17 protein-coding genes are annotated in these 16,672 nt (G+C 68.0%); 9 read left to right on the top strand and 8 right to left on the bottom strand.

Annotated elements, in window-relative coordinates:
- Positions 1-125: 125 nt before the first annotated feature.
- Together ABTU82_RS05545 and ABTU82_RS05540 are read right to left on the bottom strand one after the other, a co-directional pair.
- Positions 126-1,118: a hypothetical protein gene (locus tag ABTU82_RS05545; RefSeq protein WP_407172258.1), complete on the bottom strand. Its 993-nt coding sequence runs from the start codon at positions 1,116-1,118 to the stop codon at positions 126-128.
- A 296-nt stretch (positions 1,119-1,414) separates the two neighbouring features.
- Complete coding sequence (locus tag ABTU82_RS05540; protein ID WP_407172256.1) at positions 1,415-2,350, bottom strand: diacylglycerol/lipid kinase family protein; 936 nt, start codon at positions 2,348-2,350, stop codon at positions 1,415-1,417.
- Positions 2,351-2,585: 235 nt separating this feature from the next.
- On the opposite strand from ABTU82_RS05540, the gene ABTU82_RS05535 reads away from it, so the two are divergent.
- The 4 genes from ABTU82_RS05535 to ABTU82_RS05520 are packed head-to-tail and all read left to right on the top strand — an operon-like array spanning position 2,586 to position 4,844.
- Positions 2,586-2,930, top strand: a complete 345-nt coding sequence (locus ABTU82_RS05535; protein WP_116648351.1) for a PadR family transcriptional regulator — start codon at positions 2,586-2,588, stop codon at positions 2,928-2,930.
- Between the two features lie 2 nt (positions 2,931-2,932).
- Positions 2,933-3,307 (top strand): DUF1048 domain-containing protein, encoded by a 375-nt coding sequence (locus ABTU82_RS05530; RefSeq protein ID WP_116648352.1) that lies wholly within the window; start codon positions 2,933-2,935, stop codon positions 3,305-3,307.
- Positions 3,304-4,083: an ABC transporter ATP-binding protein gene (locus tag ABTU82_RS05525; protein ID WP_116648353.1), complete on the top strand. Its 780-nt coding sequence runs from the start codon at positions 3,304-3,306 to the stop codon at positions 4,081-4,083. The genes ABTU82_RS05530 and ABTU82_RS05525 overlap by 4 nt, the downstream gene beginning before the upstream one ends.
- Positions 4,080-4,844 carry an ABC transporter permease gene (locus ABTU82_RS05520; protein ID WP_116648354.1) on the top strand — a complete coding sequence of 255 codons (765 nt, stop codon included), beginning with the start codon at positions 4,080-4,082 and terminating at the stop codon, positions 4,842-4,844. The genes ABTU82_RS05525 and ABTU82_RS05520 overlap by 4 nt, the downstream gene beginning before the upstream one ends.
- Before the next feature lie 87 nt (positions 4,845-4,931).
- Here ABTU82_RS05520 and ABTU82_RS05515 read toward each other — a convergent pair whose 3' ends face one another.
- The 5 genes from ABTU82_RS05515 to ABTU82_RS05495 all read right to left on the bottom strand — a co-directional run bounded on the left by ABTU82_RS05515 (position 4,932) and on the right by ABTU82_RS05495 (position 8,773).
- The gene (locus tag ABTU82_RS05515) at positions 4,932-5,111 is read right to left on the bottom strand and encodes a hypothetical protein (protein ID WP_116648355.1); all 180 of its coding nucleotides are present in this window, start codon (positions 5,109-5,111) and stop codon (positions 4,932-4,934) included.
- Positions 5,108-5,578 (bottom strand): VanZ family protein, encoded by a 471-nt coding sequence (locus tag ABTU82_RS05510; protein ID WP_165817999.1) that lies wholly within the window; start codon positions 5,576-5,578, stop codon positions 5,108-5,110. Before ABTU82_RS05510 ends, ABTU82_RS05515 begins: the two co-directional genes overlap by 4 nt.
- A complete protein-coding gene (locus ABTU82_RS05505) occupies positions 5,575-5,967 on the bottom strand; it encodes a DUF5684 domain-containing protein (RefSeq protein WP_116648391.1) in 393 nt (130 codons plus the stop codon). The genes ABTU82_RS05510 and ABTU82_RS05505 overlap by 4 nt, the downstream gene beginning before the upstream one ends.
- A gap of 31 nt (positions 5,968-5,998) precedes the next feature.
- The gene (locus ABTU82_RS05500) at positions 5,999-7,195 is read right to left on the bottom strand and encodes an NAD(P)/FAD-dependent oxidoreductase (protein WP_407172253.1); all 1,197 of its coding nucleotides are present in this window, start codon (positions 7,193-7,195) and stop codon (positions 5,999-6,001) included.
- A 252-nt stretch (positions 7,196-7,447) separates the two neighbouring features.
- On the bottom strand, positions 7,448-8,773 hold the full coding sequence (locus ABTU82_RS05495; RefSeq protein WP_116648358.1) for a UDP-glucose dehydrogenase family protein: 1,326 nt from the start codon (positions 8,771-8,773) through the stop codon (positions 7,448-7,450).
- Between the two features lie 228 nt (positions 8,774-9,001).
- Between ABTU82_RS05495 and ABTU82_RS05490 the strand changes: the two genes are divergently transcribed.
- Genes ABTU82_RS05490 through ABTU82_RS05470 form a run of 5 tightly spaced genes read left to right on the top strand, consistent with a single transcriptional unit; the run spans position 9,002 to position 15,481 of the window.
- Positions 9,002-10,576: an O-antigen ligase family protein gene (locus tag ABTU82_RS05490; protein WP_407172252.1), complete on the top strand. Its 1,575-nt coding sequence runs from the start codon at positions 9,002-9,004 to the stop codon at positions 10,574-10,576.
- A gap of 53 nt (positions 10,577-10,629) precedes the next feature.
- Positions 10,630-12,093 carry a lipopolysaccharide biosynthesis protein gene (locus tag ABTU82_RS05485; RefSeq protein WP_407172250.1) on the top strand — a complete coding sequence of 488 codons (1,464 nt, stop codon included), beginning with the start codon at positions 10,630-10,632 and terminating at the stop codon, positions 12,091-12,093.
- A 23-nt stretch (positions 12,094-12,116) separates the two neighbouring features.
- Positions 12,117-13,325 carry a polysaccharide pyruvyl transferase family protein gene (locus ABTU82_RS05480; protein WP_407172248.1) on the top strand — a complete coding sequence of 403 codons (1,209 nt, stop codon included), beginning with the start codon at positions 12,117-12,119 and terminating at the stop codon, positions 13,323-13,325.
- A gap of 24 nt (positions 13,326-13,349) precedes the next feature.
- Complete coding sequence (locus ABTU82_RS05475) at positions 13,350-14,477, top strand: acyltransferase family protein (RefSeq protein WP_407172246.1); 1,128 nt, start codon at positions 13,350-13,352, stop codon at positions 14,475-14,477.
- On the top strand, positions 14,474-15,481 hold the full coding sequence (locus ABTU82_RS05470; RefSeq protein WP_407172245.1) for an acyltransferase family protein: 1,008 nt from the start codon (positions 14,474-14,476) through the stop codon (positions 15,479-15,481). Before ABTU82_RS05475 ends, ABTU82_RS05470 begins: the two co-directional genes overlap by 4 nt.
- 14 nt (positions 15,482-15,495) lie before the next feature.
- Here the strand turns inward: ABTU82_RS05470 and ABTU82_RS05465 are convergent, their stop codons facing one another.
- Positions 15,496-16,671 (bottom strand): glycoside hydrolase family 5 protein, encoded by a 1,176-nt coding sequence (locus ABTU82_RS05465; protein WP_407172244.1) that lies wholly within the window; start codon positions 16,669-16,671, stop codon positions 15,496-15,498.
- Position 16,672: the final 1 nt, after the last annotated feature.

The following is a 16,672-nucleotide window of genomic DNA, read 5'->3' as shown; positions in this document are numbered from 1 at the left end:
TCTCTCCCGTGGAGAGGCCGAGCCGTGGGGGATCCGGTCTCTCCTCTCCGCCTGCGGGCGGAGTGATTCACCGCCGACGGTGTCGGTGGATCCGTGCGCGACGGATGCTGCGCTCGCCGCTGTTGTCAGGCGCGCAGCGCAGCATCCGTCCGCGTCTCGCCATCGCGTCGAGCGTCACCCGTCGCCATGCGGCCGACCATCGACCCGACCAGATCGTGCTTCAGCATGCGGGCCGGGAGCAGGCCGATCACCGCGAGGGCGATGAAGCCCGAGAGGAGCTTGTCGGCCAGTGAGGTCAGCAGGTTCGCGGTGAACACCGCCGGGGCGAGATGCTCGCCCGAGGAGATGAGCCCTTCGGCGATCTGGTCGCTCGCGTGACCCGTCTCGCCGCCGAAGAGGATCATCAGCACCGGCACGGAGACGATCGTGCAGACGACCCCGACGACGAGGTTCAGCGCGAGGAACCTCGGCAGCGACCGCGCCCCGCCGAGCGCACGAGCGCCGTATCCCCACGCGAGTGCGCCGGCGATGTTGACGATTCCGAACGGCAGGGCGTCGGGGGTGCCGGTGACCGTCTCGATGCCCGTGGAGCCCGCAGCGACCAGGACTCCCCACCAGGGCCCGAAGGCCATCGCGGCCACGGCGGTGCCGATCATGTCGAGAAAGAGGGGGAGGCCGAGCGTGGCGACCGCCGCGCTGCCCGAGAAGTTCAGCACGACGCAGCCGATGAGCAGGATCGCGGTCCACATCGTGGAGCGCGGCCCGGTGGACGCCCCCGCCGCAGCGGGTGTCACCGGCGCAGGTGCCGCGCGCCGCGCCTTCTGGGCGAGACCACAGCGAGTCTCCCACTTCTCGGCCTCGGCGTCGTCGGCTCCGAGCGCGCGGACGATCTCGCCCACGAGCGCGGCGTTGATCCGGGAGCGACCCAGACGGAAAGCGTCGTAGACCGTCGTCCTGGCGGGCGTGGATGCCGAGAGGGGCACCCCGCGCTCGATCCGGGCGAGCGCGATGCGGTTCCCGATCTCTGCGTACGAGGGTCCGCCGGCGCGGGCGCGGAGATCCCGCAAGCTGCTCGCGATGTCGTCGAAATCGTCGTTCGTACTGTCGTCCGTTGGCACCGGCGTCGTTCCCCCTTTGCCGGGAGGCCCCCCGCCCGGCTCGAAGAGCTTATGCGACGCGGCGACGGCCGCGCGGACGCGCCACGGGGCGGCGAACGCGCGCCGTTCGGGGCGGGACAACCACCGAAACTAGGGGAAAACGGTGACAGGGGGATTCTGTCCCCCATTCAGGGGACAGAATCCGCTAGTGTCTGTGTTCAGCGACGAGACGCACGGCACCGCGAATCGTCACGTGAAGAAATCGGACCCCCGCCCGTCTTGTCTCGACAGGGCGGGGGTCCCTCTTCTCTCCCGGGTCAGCGCACCTTCACCGCGGACGGCTGCAGCGAGACCGTGAACTCCCGCGTCTCGCCGATCTCCTCGCCATCGATCTCGAACGCGCGGGGATCGGGAAGCGTCACACGGATCTTCCTCGCTCGGCCGTGCGTGACCGACTCGGAGCTGGTCGTGTCGTCCTTCTTGGTGATCAGACGCATGAGCCCGTTGTCCCACATCATCGTCTTGAGGGTTCCCATCCACTGGCCGAGTCCTTCGGCGCTCAGCAGCAGGAAGTCGAGCTCGCCGTCGGATGGGTCGGCGTCGGGCAGCAGCGTGAAGCCGCCCTGCAGCGTGCCGCAGTTGGCGATCAGGAGGGTGTGGCCTTCCTCGTCGCGACCGGGCTCGTCGTCGACGGTGAGGTGGAAGGGCACGATGTCGCTGGCGGCGAGGGCCCGCCCGAGCGACTCGACGTAGGCCAGCCAGCCGGCCTTGCTCTTGAGCTCGTCATCGGTCTCGGCGATCATCTGCGCATCGATGCCGAAACCGATCATGACGACGAAGCCGTGACGCTCGGTTCCCGTGTCGAGGTCGACATCGACCCAGCCGACGTCGATGGCGGTGGCCGTACCGGTGAGTGCGCGGTCGACCGCCTTGTCGATGTCGTTGATCGGCACGCCGAGGTTGCGCGCGAGCAGATTGCCCGTGCCGAGCGGCACGATGCCGAGGTCGACATCGGCCTTCTCGTCGGCGAGGTGCTCGGCGACCGCGCGCACGGTGCCGTCGCCGCCGGCGACGATGATGACGTCGGGTGACGCCTCGAGGGCCCGGCGGGTGGCCCCCTGGCCGGGGTCGTCGACGCTGGTCTCGAACCACTGGACATCGGCATCGGCGCCGAGCGTCGCGGTCACGGGCGCCTCCAGCGCCTCCCGCTCGGTCTTCGACGGGTTCCAGACGACCGCCACACGGGTGCTCATTCTTGTGGTTCCCCCTCAGTCAGGACCTGTTCGCGACGACAGGTGTCGTCATGGTGTCGCCACAGTCTGACCCCCGCCGCGCGGGAGCGCCAACTCCTTGCGCGGGCTCGACTTCCGCGGGTCTGTCGCGCTAGGGGCGAGGCGAGCCCCGATCTCGGTACTCGGTCTTGCCAGGTACCGGTACCCGGCGTTACTATTTACCGGTACCCAGTGTCACGGAGTAGAGAGGGTTCGTATGGCGAAACAGATGACCGAGATGCTCAAGGGCACGCTCGAGGGCATCGTGCTGGCGCTGCTGGCCGTGCAACCCGCCTACGGATACGAGATCACCGCCCGGCTGCGGGAGCAGGGATTCTCCGACATCGTCGAGGGCACGGTCTACGCGCTGCTGATCCGCGTCGAGCAGCGGGGGCTCGTCGCCGTCGAGAAGGTGCCCTCGGAGAAGGGGCCGCCCCGCAAGGTCTACTCGCTCAATGCGCAGGGGAGCGAGTACCTCGACGAGTTCTGGAAGTCGTGGAGCTTTCTCGTCGAGCGGATAGAGAACCTCCACACCCCGCACGCGAGAAACCAAGGAGAGTAGCCATGGCTGCGAAGTGGATCGAAGCCGTCACCGGGTCGTTGGACCAGAAGAAGCAGTATCGACAGGCGACCGCGAGGATCGAGGCGTTGCCCGAGCCCTATCACCGGGCCGCGAAAGCGCTGAGCCGTTACCTGATGTACTACGCCGGCGTCACGGACGGCGACACGCTGGTGGCGATGTTCGGCGACCACGCCGACCTCTGGGAACGCGCCGCGGTCGATGCGACGCCCGTGCGCGAGATCGTGGGTGACGATCCCGTCGAGTTCGCCGAGTCTTTCGCCCGCGCCTACTCCGGCGCGCAGTGGATCGATAAGGAACGAGCCCGTCTCACCTCGGCGATCGACGCCGCGGCGGGTGGGTCGAGCTCACCGTCATGAACGCCGTCGACGTGCGAGGCGTCACCAAGTCTTTCGGCGACGTCCCCGTGCTGCGCGGGGTCGACCTCGAAGTGGAAGAGGGCAGCATCCTGGCCCTTCTCGGCTCGAACGGGGCGGGGAAGACGACCCTGGTGCGGATCCTCTCCACGCTGTCGCGGGCCGACGCGGGGAGCGCGGTGGTGCACGGATTCGACGTCGCGACCCAACCCGGCGAGGTGCGGGAGTCGATCAGCCTCACGGGGCAGTTCGCTGCCGTCGACGAGGTGCTCAGCGGCCGTGAGAACCTCGTGATGGTGGCGAGGCTCCGGCATCTGGAGAATCCCCGCGCGATCGCCGACGACCTGTTGGAGCGTTTCGACCTCGTCGAGGCCGGTGGTCGTCGGGCGGGCGGCTATTCCGGGGGCATGCGACGTCGTCTCGACATCGCCATGAGTCTGATCGGCGACCCTCCCGTGATCTTCCTGGACGAACCGACCACGGGCCTCGACCCCCAGGCGCGCGCGGAGGTGTGGCGGACGATCGCCCGACTCGCCGCGGGTGGAACCACGGTGCTCCTGACCACGCAGTACCTCGATGAGGCCGAGCACCTGGCCGACCGCATCGCAATCCTCCACGAGGGCAGAATCATCCAGAACGGCACGCTCGACGATCTGCGGCGGCTGCTACCTTCCGCTCAGGTCGAGTACGTCGAGAAGAAGCCGACGCTCGAGGACGTCTTCCTCGCCCTGGTCGGCCGTTCGGGAGACGGGCCCGCGCACCGGGAGGACCTCTCATGACCGGGCACGTCCTCAGCGACACCGGAGTGCTGACCGGTCGTTCGCTGCGTCACATCCTGCGCAGCCCCGACACGATCATCACCACCGCGGTCACACCGGTCGCGCTCATGCTGCTGTTCGTCTTCGTGCTCGGGGGAGCGATCGACACCGGGTCGAACGAGCACTACATCGACTACCTGCTGCCCGGCATCCTGCTGATCACCATCGCATCGGGGGTGGCCTACACCGCCTACCGGCTGTTCCTGGATGTGCAGGGCGGGATCTTCGAGCGGTTCCGGTCGATGCCGATCGCACGCTCCAGCATCCTGTGGGCGCACGTCTTCACGTCGCTCGCGTCGAACGTCACGGCCCTCGCGATCGTCGTGGGGGTGGCGCTGATCCTCGGCTTCCGCACCGGCGCCTCGGTCGGCGCCTGGCTGGCGGTCGCCGGCATCCTGGTGCTGTTCACGCTCGCGCTGACATGGATCGCGGTGGTCGCGGGCCTCGCGGCGAGAACCATCGACGGGGCGAGCGGCTTCAGCTACCCGCTGATCTTCCTGCCCTTCATCAGCTCGGCGTTCGTGCCGACCGACTCTATGCCAGGCCCGGTTGCCTGGTTCGCCGAGAATCAGCCGGTCACGTCGGTCGTCGACACGGTGCGCGCCCTGTTCGCCGGCCAGCCCGTCGGAGGCGCGATCTGGGTGGCGCTGGCGTGGCTCCTCGGCATCCTCGTCGTCGCCTACGCCGCCGCGATCGCCATTTACCGCCGCAGGCTCAGCTGACCGAGGTCGTTTCCACGCTGAAAGCCCCAGACACCCGGATGCTGCGCGAAGCGCGCCCGGGTGTCTGCGGCTTTCGGTGCAATCGCGTCAGTCCTCGAGGTCGCCGGGCGCTTCGGGTTCGGCCTCGGTCTCCTCGACCTTGCCGCGCAGCTGGTCGGCCATCGCGGCCGCGCCGTCCTCGCCGTGCTCGTCGTCGACCTTCGCGATCAGCTTGCCGAGGTCGGTGTCGGAGCCGGTCGGGGCGGTGTCGTTCTCGTCGCTACTCATCCCGCGACTTTACGCCGCCCCGGAGGGTCGACGTCGCGGCGGTGGATGATCGCAGCGGCGACGAGGATGCCGATGCAGGTGCCCGCGGTGTTCGCGAGCACGTCGGAGATGCTCGCCGTGCGTTCGTCGAGCAGCTCGGCCTGAAGCCCCTCGATGGCGATCGTCGTGAGCAGCCCTATGGGCAGCACGAGGTAGCGGGAATGCTCGAGCACGAGGCTCAGCAGAAACCCCAGGGGCACGAAGAACACGACGTTCGCGGCGACCTCGATCCGTCCGTACGTCGCCCACGGCAGCAGACGCTCGATGCGGTCGAGCAGCCCCACGGCGCCGCTGTCGACGGGCACCGGCCAGAACGCGATGAGCAGCACGGCGACACCGTAGACGACGAGTGCCAGCAGCGCGGTGCGCCGCCAGCGCTCGGTGCGCGTGCGGGCGCCGAGCTCTTCGATGAGAGGGGCGGGACTCAAGCGTCGATGCGGCGCTTGTCGTAGGTGGCGGAGCCGAAGCCGAGGATCAGGTACCCGATGAACGAGAAGAGCCACAGCAGGAAGATCGAGAACACCGCGCCCTGGCCGAACGCCTTGCCGGTGCGCAACGACACGATGATGTGGAAGACGATGTTGACGATCGGGATCAGGTACAGCAGGCCGAACCACGCGGAGAACCCGGCGACCTTCACGAGCACGAACACGTTCACGATCGGGATGATCGCGAGCCACCCCGGGTAGCCGGCCTTGGAGAACACGCGCCAGAGCGCGATGACCACCACGACGTAGATGAGGAACCCGAAGAAGCCCGAGACGCCGTTCAGGGCGGTGAACTCGGCCTGGTCGGTGATTCTGCTGAGAGCGATCATGGCGCTCAGCATAGGGGTATCCGGGGCACCGTCATGCACGCCCGCGAAGGATCAGGTTCCAGTACACCCACGGCAGCACCCACCGGTCGAGCAGGTACGTCAGCCGTCGCTCGCGGAACAGGGTCCGCCACCCCGGTACGGTCGGTGCCAGACGGTCGTCTCGATCGAACTCGGCGAACACGAGGGTGTGTCGACTCACGGTGATCGGGGTCACCGTGTAGCCGTCGTAGACGGCATGGGGCTGCCTGCCCGCCACGACCGCCACGAGGTTCTTCACGAGCACCGTGGCCTGCGGCCGGATGCCGCCGCCCGACCGCGTCGGGGTGATCGCGGTAGCGTCGCCCAACGCCCAGACGTTGTCGAAGCGGCGGTGGCGCAGCATCCGTTCGTCCACATCGACGAAACCGTCCGCGTCGCCGAGCCCGCTCTCGGCGATCCACGCCGCCGGGGCCTGCGGTGGGACCGCGTGCAGCAGGTCGTAGCGCACGGTCTCGCTGACGCCGCCGCGCCCGATCACCACCTCCTGGCTCTCGGGGCGCACCTCGATGAGGTCGTGCGCGTATCGCGTCTCGATGCCGTAGTCGTCGATCTTGCGCTGCAGCTCGTCGGAGATCTCATCGATCCGGAAGGCCTGCGACTCCGGCGAGACGAAAACCGATCGCACGCGGCGTCGCGGATCGTGCCGCCACCAGTCGTTCGCCAGATACATCGGCTTCTGGGCGACGCCGGCGCAGGTGGCGGGCTCGGGCGGCTGGACGAAGACCACGGTGCCGTCACGGATATCGCGCAGCGCGAGAGAAGCCTTGGCCGCGAGCTCGTGCGTGTAGCTCGAGATGCCGAGCGGCGTGCGCATCGCCTCGGCGAGGCCCGGCACCGCATCCCACCGCAGCTCGATCCCCGCGGCGACGATGAGGTGCGCGTACCGCACCACGGTGCCCGAGGAGAGGGTGACGCTGTCGTCGTGCGGAGCAACGCTCGTCACACGGTCGCGGATCCATTCGACCCCGGATGGTGTGACGTCGGCCTGGGGGCGCACCGCCTCCGAGGCGCGCGCGAGCCCGCCCGCCACGTGCGACTGCAGCGGCGCGTATACGTGCTGCTCCCGCGGCTCGATGACGACGACGTCGCCGACGCCCTGACGTCGCAACCGGCCCGCGACCGACAGCCCGGCGTTTCCACCGCCGATGATGACGACGGGGTGGGGCGGGCGATTCGCGGGTGGCTGCATTCGGTCAACTCAACGCGACGAACGCCACCACGGCTACCGCTTGACAGTGCGCGCGCCGCGGCGCGCGTGTCGTGTCCCCCGAAATGCCTACATCGGTGGTGCGGGGCCCCGCGTAATCTGGAGGAGCGCTCACTCGCGCATCGGGCAAGTCATCCCCCCACGTACTTGTTCCGGTCTGAGCGCCGGCCCCCGGCGACGTTCATCCCCCCAGAACGAACCGGGGGCTCACTTCTGTCATCGGGTGGCCGCCGATCACGGGCGTCCCATTCCGTAGTAGGTCCATCCGGCGGCGCGCCACGCGTTCGCGTCGAGGCAGTTGCGGCCGTCGATGACGATGTGGCCGCTGGTGAGGGATGCGGCGTGCTCGGGCGGGAGCTCGCGGCGGTACTCGTCCCACTCGGTGACGACGATGACGGCGTCGGCGCCGCGGAGGGCTTCGTCGCGGTCTTCGACGTAGTTCAGCTGCGGGTGGATGCGTCGGGCGTTCTCGATCGCGGCGGGGTCGGTGATGGTGACCCAGGCGCCGAGGCCGTGGAGACGGACGGCGACGTCGAGGGCGGGCGAGTCGCGGATGTCGTCGCTGTGGGGTTTGAAGGCGGCGCCGAGCACGGTGATGTTCTTCTTGAAGACCTGCCCGTCGAAGGCCTGCACGACGAGGTCGACGGCGCGGTCGCGGCGGCGGAGGTTGATCGCGTCGATCTCGCGGAGGAACGCGACCGATTCGCCGCGGCCGAGCTCTTCGGCGCGGGCGGCGAAGGCGCGGATGTCTTTCGGGAGGCAGCCGCCGCCGAAGCCGATGCCGGCGCCGAGGAAGCGGCGGCCGATGCGGGCGTCGTGGCCGATGGCATCGGCGAGGGTGGTGACGTCGGCGCCGGTGACCTCGGCGATCTCGGCCATCGCGTTGATGAACGAGATCTTCGTCGCGAGGAACGCGTTCGCGGAGACCTTCACGAGTTCGGCGGTGGCGTAGTCGGTGATGATGAACGGCGTGTTCTTCGCGACCGACGGGTGGTAGACCTCGCGGAGCACGGATGCTGCGCGCTCGCCCTCTTCGGTGGCGCCGTTCGCGTCGGAGGGGACGCCGGCGACCAGGCGGTCGGGGTCGATCGTGTCTTGCACCGCCCATCCTTCGCGGAGGAACTCGGGGTTCCACACCAGCGTCGCACCCGTCGGGGTGACGCTCTCGGCCAGACGGGCGGCGGTGCCCACCGGCACGGTCGACTTGCCGGCGACGAGGTCTCCCTCGCTCAGGTACGGCAGGAGCCCCTCGACAGCGGCGTTGACGTAGGTGAGGTCGGCGGCGTAGCCGTCCTTCTGCTGCGGGGTTCCGACGCCGATGAAGTGCACCTTCGCGCCCTGGGCCGCCGACATGTCGGTGGTGAAGGTGAGGTTGCCCGATGCGATGCCGGCGGTCAGCAGCTCCTGCAGGTCGGGCTCGAAGAACGGCGCCTCACCCTTCGACAGCTGAGCGATCTTGCGCTCGTCGACGTCGATGCCGACCACCTCATGGCCGATCGACGCCATCGCCGCGGCGTGAACCGCACCCAGGTACCCACAACCGATCACGGACAGACGCATGAGACTCCTCAGAGGGACGGAAGGAACTGCCTGAAAGCCGGCGATCGTTGGCGGCGGAAGAGATATCGCGACAGGGGGCGATGCCTCTTTCTAGCAGACGCACGTGACCGGCAGTTGTCGAGAGGCCACACGACGGTGCAGGATTAATCGCTCGGAAACAGGGATTTCATTCCGGGCGGCTAGGTTCGTGACTATGGAACAGTCATGTCGTCCGGGGTGGGGGCGTCGATGACCTCGATGATCGATCGGCTCACGCCGCGTCGCGAGGGCGACCGCCCGACGCGTCGTCGTGGCCATCTCGTCGTCGTCGGCGGCGGGTGGCGACGCGGTGCGCGCATCGCCCTGCTCATCGCGCTCGGCGGCCTCTTCGCCGGCGGGATGACCCTCGGCATCCTCAGGTTCTTGAACGTCATCGTGCGCCTCGCGGCCATTCCGCCCGAGCTCGTCGGGCTCGTGATCGCGATCGCGCTGCCCGTCGCGGCCCTGGTGATGATCGCGCTCTTCGTGATCCCGGTGCATGTCATTCCGACCATCGCGCTGGTGATCCTCACCCTCGCACCGACGCGCTTCATCCCGAGCGACGGTCCGTTCAACGCGTTGCCGCCGCTGGCGATCCTCATGGGGATCTGGGTGTTCCGACGTCTCGTACTGGGTCACACCCCGGCCGAGAACCTCCCCACCGACGGCGAGCATCGCCCGATGGGTCCGCGCTTCGCCATCGGTGCGATCGCCGTGCTGCTGCTGTTCTGGCTCATCGTCAGTACGGCGCTCGAGGGAGGATCCGACACCACCGTCGGCTGGACCCTCGCCTTCGCCGTGAGCGTGCTGATGCCGCTGCTGGTTCCGAATGCCCGAGCCGAAGCACGTCTACTCGCGCAGGTGGTCTTGGTCATCGGCGTGCTCGTCGGGATCTACCTGCTCATCGAGATGGTGCTCAAGTTCTCGCCGGTGTACGGGGCCCCGACGGAGGAGTTCGAGTTCTCGGTATACCGGGCTCGCGCCGCGTTCTCGCACCCGCTCTTCGCGGCGGCGTTCATGACGATCCCAGCGTCGATCGGCATCGGCGCCTGGCTGCAGTCCGGAAAGCTGTGGCCGCTGTTCGCCGGTGCGATCTCGGTGGGCGGCGTCGTGGCAACGGTGTCCCGCGGCTCTGTGGCGGGGGTCGGCGTCGCCGTGGCGTTCGCCCTCCTGCTCGCGCCGCTGTTCCTGGGGTGGAAGAACATCTCGCGGTGGGCGCAGCTGCTGGTCGTCTCCGCGATCGGTGCGGTGGTCGTGCTCAACGCCGGGCCCCTGGTGGAGCGATCGGACTCGATCGAGTCGCAGATCTCGGCCGACGTGCGTGACCGGGCCGTCGACGTGGCCTTCCGGGCGGCCGACCTCTCCGGATGGATAGGCACCGGCCCGGGCACCTCCGGCATCACGTCGCGACTGTTCGACACGATCATCATCGAGAACTCCATCCTCCAGCTGCTGATCAGCATCGGGATCCCGGGGTTGATCCTCTTCGCGCTGTTCATGACGGCCCTCATCTGGCAGGCGTGCACCAGGGGCAATCTGAGCGTCATTCTCGCGATGGTGGCCTATGTCGTCGCGCTCGCGGGGTTCAACTCGATCGACGCCGTGCGCACCATGCACATCCTTCTCGGGTTCCTCGTGATCATGGCCGTCCATGGCCGGGGCGACGACGCGGCTCGGTGGGGACGTCGGCCGGATGCGCGCGAAGCGGCTTTCGAGCCGCGCGATCTGGCGAACGCGGCTCCGCTCGAGCCCCTCGCACCTGAACCCGTTCTGCGGAGGGGGTGACGGTGGGCTCGGGGGGGCGAGGTCTCGGGGCCGTCGCATCGCGGGGAGCCGCGGTGACTCTCGGGGCGCAGGGGATACGCATCCTCGTGCAGCTGGGCGGCATCGTTCTGCTCGCGAGACTGCTCTCTCCGGCCGATTACGGGCTCACCACGATGGTGATCGCGATCATCGGAGTCGGCGAGATTCTTCGTGACTTCGGTCTGTCGAGCGCGGCCATCCAGGCCAAGACGCTCTCCGTCGGGCAGCGATCGAACCTGTTCTGGATCAACACCGGCATCGGAGCGCTCCTGACCGGGATCGTCGCCGCGCTCGCCGTACCGATCGCCGCGTTCTACGACGACGATCGACTCATCGCGGTGACGTTGGCGCTGTCGGCGACGTTCTTGCTCAACGGTATTTCGACCCAGTTCCGGGCCGATCTGAACCGCCGATTCCGTTTCGGTGCGCTCGCGTCCGTGGAGATCTCCGCGCAGGCCGTGGGTCTCGGAATCGCGCTGATCCTGGCGGTCGCGGGCTTCGGCTATTGGGCGCTCGTCGCGCAACAGGTCATCCAGGTGCTCTTCCAGGTGCTGGTCCTGCCGTTCGTGGCACGGTGGATGCCGGGACTGCCCCGACGGGGTGAGGAGATGCGCAGCTTCCTCACCTTCGGTGGGCCGCTCGTCGCCTCCCAGGTGCTCGTCTACGCGAGTCGCAACGTCGACGCTCTCGTGATCGGACGCGTCTTCGGCGCCTCGAGCCTCGGCTTCTACAACCGGGCGTTCCAGCTCATGTCGCTGCCTCTGAATCAGATCAACGCGCCCTCGTCGAGAGTCGCGCTTCCCACGCTGTCACGACTCCGTGACGAGCCGGCGCGTTACCGGGAGTTCCTCACATTCGGGCAGATCACCCTCCTGAACATCGTGAGCCTCGTGCTGGCGCTCTGCGTCGCGCAGGCCGCGCCGATCATCGCCATCTCGCTGGGATCGCAGTGGGCGCCATCGGTGCCTCTGTTCCAGATCCTGGCCGTCGCCGGACTCTTCCAGGCGGCCTCTTTCGCCACGTACTGGGTCGTGCTCTCGCTCGGCCGGACAAAGCGGCAGTTCTGGTACACCCTCATCACGCGGCCTCTCGTCATCGGGCTCATCATCGGGGGAGCCCTCTGGGGTGTAGAGGGCGTCGCCTGGGCGTACGCCCTGGGCAACGCGCTCCTGTGGCCCATGGGCATCGTCTGGCTCGTGCGCGGTTCGATCGCCCCGGCGGGGCGGCTGTTCGTCGGAGCGCTGCGGACGATCGTGGTCTATGCGCTGGCTGCGGCGGCGTCGTATGCGTCGACGATGGCCATCCCCGAGAGCCTCTCGATCGTGCGCATCCTCGTCGGGGCGGCCGTTCTCCTCGCGGCACTCGCCATCATCGCCCTGGTCTTTCCTCCCTTCCGCCGCGACGTGAGGGCCATGGCGGGCGCGCGCCGGTTCTTTCGGCGTCAGAGGTCTGCCCGCACCGCCCCGCCGTCGACGGAGCCCCAGGAGGCCGACCTATGAAACTGCGCAGGATCACACAGCGCGTGAAGAAAGAGGCACGCGGACTCGTCGACCGTGTGGGACACACGCGTCGCCGGTTCGGTGCTCTGGTCGAGGCCTCCGTGGGGAGTCCGGGCTCGTCGCATCACGTGCTCGTCGCCCCTCCGGGAGCCGGGAACATCGGAGACCAGGCCATGGTCGAGGCGTTCGTCGCCGCGGCCGACAAGCCCGTCACGATCATCACCCGTGCCCGTGACGACTTCCACCTTCCCGCCGACCTCGCCGAGCACGCGAGGATCGAGGCGCTGCCGAACCTGTTCTACGGGCAGGGGTCGGCGCACGAACGTGATGTCCGTGCCCTCGGGCGGGTACTGACCGGCGCCGCGAGCGTGTCGATCATCGGTGCCGACATCATGGACGGGGTCTACACGCTGCGACCCTCGATACGGCGAGCGACCCTCGCGGCCTCCGCCGCGCGCCGAGGATTCGATACGACCGTCATCGGGTTCAGCTGGAACAGTGCCGCACCCCGCCCCGCGTGGGACGCCCTGCGCGCGGCCGGGCAGGCGGGGGCGCGACTGCTGCTGCGTGATCCCGAATCGGCGAGAAGGGTTCGGGATGCGGGCATTGTCGGAGTGGTCGAAACGGCCGACATCGTCTTCACCGACGATCGGCTGGCCCCGGTGCTCCCCGACGTGGCCGCGTCGTTGCCGCGCCCGTATGCCCTCGTCAACGCCAGCGGCCTGATCGCCCGCACGGTCGATCAGGTGCCCGAGTATGCGTTGCTCATCGAGGAGCTGCGCTCACGCGGACTGCATGTCGTTCTTCTTCCGCATGTCATACGCACAACGGCCGACGATCTCTTGGCCTGTCGAGGTGTCGCGGCCTCGGTCGGTGGCGCGGGCGTGACCTTGATCGAAGAGATGCTTGCTCCCTCGGTCATTCGCACGCTGGCCGACGCGGCGACCGTCACGATCACCGGCCGGATGCATCTCGCGGTGATGTCGCTCTCGAGGGGAGTGCCGGCGGTCACCGTCGCGACGCAGGGGAAAGTCGAGGGTCTCATGAGGCTCTTCGATTGGCCGGAACTGTGTGTCACGCCGAGGCGCGGGATGGGGGAGGAGATGGTCGCCGTGGTGCGCAGCATCCTCGACTCAGACGACAGCCGGGTGCGTGTCGAACGCGGACTGGTCCGTGCCCGTGGGGCGGCGCGGGCGAACATCGAACGAATCGGTGCCGGCGCTGCGGGTTAGCCGGCCAACGGGGGGAATGTAAGAGTGGGGACAACGAAAGCTCGGAGCACCGTGCTGCTGCGCGATGACGTCGGAAAACGAGACTGGGTCGATTTCGTGAAAGGAGCGGCGATCATTCTGATCGTCGCCTACCACGTGGCGCTCTTCCTCACCTCGATCGGGATGGATGCGGCGGGGATCGGCCGCGCGCGACTGGTGCTCGACCTCTTCCCGATGCCCGCGTTCTTCCTCATCTCGGGGATGTTCCAGACCCGGGTGGGAAGCTGGTCGTTCGCCGATCTCTGGCGCCGACGATTGCGTCAGTATCTCTACCTCTACGTTCTGTGGTCGGTCATCCGGTTCGTCTTCTACCTGATCGCCCCGAACGTGCGATCCGACGGTGCGGGCGACTCCGCTCAGGACCCGTTGGCGCTCCTGCTCATTCTCGTGTGGCCGATCAGCTCCTACTGGTTCATCTACGCACTGTTCCTGTTCACTCTCGTCGTGTGGCTCTTCCGTAAGGCGCCCCCGGCCGTCCTGCTCATCGTCTCGGGAATCCTCAGCACGCTCTCGGCGTCGGGGTTGCTCGACACCGATAACTCCGGGTTCAACCGGATGCTCGAGTACCTGTTCTTCTTCGTCGTCGGCGCGTACTTCCACAAGCGCGTGTACGGTGCCGTCGAGCGGATGCGCCCCTGGAAGGCGGCAGCAGTGTGCGTCGCGTTCGCGATCGCGATCGCGGCCACGTTCGTCGTCCCGGGCCTCTTGCGCGTGCCGGGCTATGAGCTCATCGCGCAGATCCTGGTCGTCGCGGCCGGCTTCGCGCTGGCTTCGTACCTCGTACGGCTCGCGCCGCTGAAGTGGGTCAGTTATGTCGGGCAGCGCACGCTGAACATCTACCTCGTGCACATCTTCATCATCTCTTTGCTCGTGGCGTTGGTCTCGCTGATTCCCGGGATCGACAGGCCTCTCCCCGACCGAGGGCTGTCGGCCATCTTCCTCCTGACGGCTGTCGTGGTCGCCCTGTCGATTCTGTTGACCCGGTACCTGACGCGCGTCTCGTGGCTGTTCGTCTATCCGTTCCGCCCGCGCACCGCCCGCGCCGTGCCCGCCGATGAGGCGCCGCCCTCGAGCCGCCCGAAGACGGACGGCGACGAGGGGATCACGAGATGACGACGAGCCGGCTGGGATGGGCGGACGTCGCCCGTGGCGGCGCGATGATGCTGGTCGTCCTCGCGCACACGCTTCAGCTCATGGAGGTCGGCGGGTGGGATCTGGGCTGGCTGGACACCCTGAACATCTTTCTGACGGCGATCCGGATGCCGTTGTTCTTCCTCATCTCGGGAGTGTTCGCGGCGAACGCCATCCGCCGGACCTGGGGTGGGATCTGGCGCTCGCGTCTCGCGCTTCTCATCTACATCTATTTCCTGTGGTCACTGATCCGAGCCCTCTGGTTCACGGTCGTACCCTGGCCGCTCGGCGACACCCATCCCTGGGTGGCGCTGGCGATCTCTCCGGTCTGGCCGACGAACGGTCTGTGGTTCCTGTTCGCGCTCGTGTTGTACCTCGTGATCGGCCGTCTCACTGCGCGGTGGCCCCTGTGGATCCCCCTCGTACTGTCGGGCGCCGTGTCCGTCCTCGCGGCGTACGATCTCGTTCCGACCGGCGGCAACGGGGTATGGCGGTCGATCGGCCTGTATCTGTTCTTCTTCGTCTTGGGTGCCCGGTTGCCCGACGTGTGGAAGACGGTCGCCGCCCGGTCGACAGCCGTGTTGCTGATCCCCGCGATCCTTGTGATCCCGCTGGGGTTCTTCCTCTTCACGCGGTTGCCGGATGCTGCGGAGGGAATCGCACGGGTGCTGCTGTCGGTGGTGTGCGTTGCGGCATGTCTTGTCATCGCCGCGATGATCGCGAAGGTGCGATGGCTTGCCGCCCCGTTCTTGGCCGTCGGCACGCGCACGCTGCCGATCTACGTGACCCACGCCATCCTTCTCGCCGTCCTCGTGCCTCTCGTCCCTGTGGGAAGCGTTCCGGCGGTGGTCGTCGCGGTGGTGATGACCGCGGTGGCCATCCTGGTTGCGCTCGGACTCTTCGTCCTGCTCGGCCCCGTGGGTGGTGTCTACAATCTCCCCAAGCCGATCGCTCGTCGCCTCGCCCGTCGGGCCGACGCGACCTGACGAGGGCGGCGAGCTCACCGTTGCGACGGGCGGGAGAGATGTCTCTCGATCACCTCGGCTTGCGAGAGTGCCGTATCGATGCCGCTGACGGAGGGAATGCCCGGCACGCTCCCGACGTATGCGAGCAGCGTGCCGGCGTCGCTCGATCCTGACGCGCCGAAGTAGGTCACGTCGAGACGATAGTCGTCGGCGACGGCGTAGAACTCCTCGAACAGGGCATTCCATCCGTTCGCCGATTCGGCGGAATAGACCCCGCCGCGCCCACCCGAGGGCCAGCCCACCTCGCCGACGGCGCAGCGCACATCCCAGCGGGTGCACCAATCACCGAATTCGCGCAGGCGTTGAATCACCGTGCCGTTCTCGGCCCCCGCTTCGAAGGGGCCGCGTTCCTCGGCGTAGAAGTGCTCGGAATACATGACGAGACCGAGCTCGTCGACGATCCATGGTCCGTCGGGCGCGATGGCGGCAAGCCTGCCGCGGGTGTCGCTCAGGATTCCCTCCACCCACACCGTGTGTTCATCACCGGTCGAACGGATGGCGTCAACGGCTACCTGCGCGAAGTGCTTGTAGGTTTCCACGCCCACCGACCAGCGCGGCTCGTTGAAGATGTCGTAGGCGAGCACGTCGGCATCGTCGCGGAACCGTTCGGCGATCATCGACCAGATGGTGGTGACGTGCTCCTCCGTGATGCCGTCGCCACAGGAGACACTTCCCTCGACGTACTCGCCCGCGCCCCAGGGGTACGTGCAGCCGTTATGCAGGTCGATGACGGTACGAATGCCCGCTGCCCCCGCACGGCGCACCTGCTCGGCGACCATGTCGAGGTAGACGGTGTCGACGGGTTGGGCGAGGCCGTCCTGCGCGGTTCCGCCCGCGGGGATCTCCTGCAGCCGCTGCCATGGAACGGCGAGGCGCACGATCGACACACCTCGGGTCGAGAGGAAGTCGTAGCTGGACTGCGGCTCGCCGACGTCGACCACGGGTGCGCCCGCGCCCGCGAAGATCAGACTGTAGACATTCACTCCTCGGAGGTAGTCGTGCCCCCGAAGGTATTCCGGGTCGACAGCCGCGAGCGGCTGGCTGTGCCGAGGAACGACGAACGCGAGGGCTATCGCCAGGACGGCGACGACGGCGCCGACCCCGGCGAGCCAGCGTGTCCGCCCGCTCCGCGGACGCCGAAGCCGCGCCATC

It is taken from the genome of Microbacterium deferens, assembly GCF_045517775.1.
GTDB lineage: Bacteria > Actinomycetota > Actinomycetes > Actinomycetales > Microbacteriaceae > Microbacterium.
The sequence above is the reverse complement of the archived record's forward strand: the minus strand, read 5'-3'. Positions and strand labels throughout refer to the sequence as shown.

What these genes read in the sequence shown, in the direction of transcription:
- ABTU82_RS05540 (WP_407172256.1), bottom strand. Translation starts at nt 2,350, where the DNA reads ATGAGCACCCGTGTGGCGGTCGTCTGGAACCCGTCGAAGACCGAGCGG.
- ABTU82_RS05535 (WP_116648351.1), top strand. Translation starts at nt 2,586, where the DNA reads ATGGCGAAACAGATGACCGAGATGCTCAAGGGCACGCTCGAGGGCATC.
- ABTU82_RS05530 (WP_116648352.1), top strand. Translation starts at nt 2,933, where the DNA reads ATGGCTGCGAAGTGGATCGAAGCCGTCACCGGGTCGTTGGACCAGAAG.
- ABTU82_RS05525 (WP_116648353.1), top strand. Translation starts at nt 3,304, where the DNA reads ATGAACGCCGTCGACGTGCGAGGCGTCACCAAGTCTTTCGGCGACGTC.
- ABTU82_RS05520 (WP_116648354.1), top strand. Translation starts at nt 4,080, where the DNA reads ATGACCGGGCACGTCCTCAGCGACACCGGAGTGCTGACCGGTCGTTCG.
- ABTU82_RS05515 (WP_116648355.1), bottom strand. Translation starts at nt 5,111, where the DNA reads ATGAGTAGCGACGAGAACGACACCGCCCCGACCGGCTCCGACACCGAC.
- ABTU82_RS05505 (WP_116648391.1), bottom strand. Translation starts at nt 5,967, where the DNA reads ATGATCGCTCTCAGCAGAATCACCGACCAGGCCGAGTTCACCGCCCTG.
- ABTU82_RS05500 (WP_407172253.1), bottom strand. Translation starts at nt 7,195, where the DNA reads ATGCAGCCACCCGCGAATCGCCCGCCCCACCCCGTCGTCATCATCGGC.
- ABTU82_RS05495 (WP_116648358.1), bottom strand. Translation starts at nt 8,773, where the DNA reads ATGCGTCTGTCCGTGATCGGTTGTGGGTACCTGGGTGCGGTTCACGCC.
- ABTU82_RS05490 (WP_407172252.1), top strand. Translation starts at nt 9,002, where the DNA reads ATGACCTCGATGATCGATCGGCTCACGCCGCGTCGCGAGGGCGACCGC.
- ABTU82_RS05470 (WP_407172245.1), top strand. Translation starts at nt 14,474, where the DNA reads ATGACGACGAGCCGGCTGGGATGGGCGGACGTCGCCCGTGGCGGCGCG.
- ABTU82_RS05465 (WP_407172244.1), bottom strand. Translation starts at nt 16,671, where the DNA reads ATGGCGCGGCTTCGGCGTCCGCGGAGCGGGCGGACACGCTGGCTCGCC.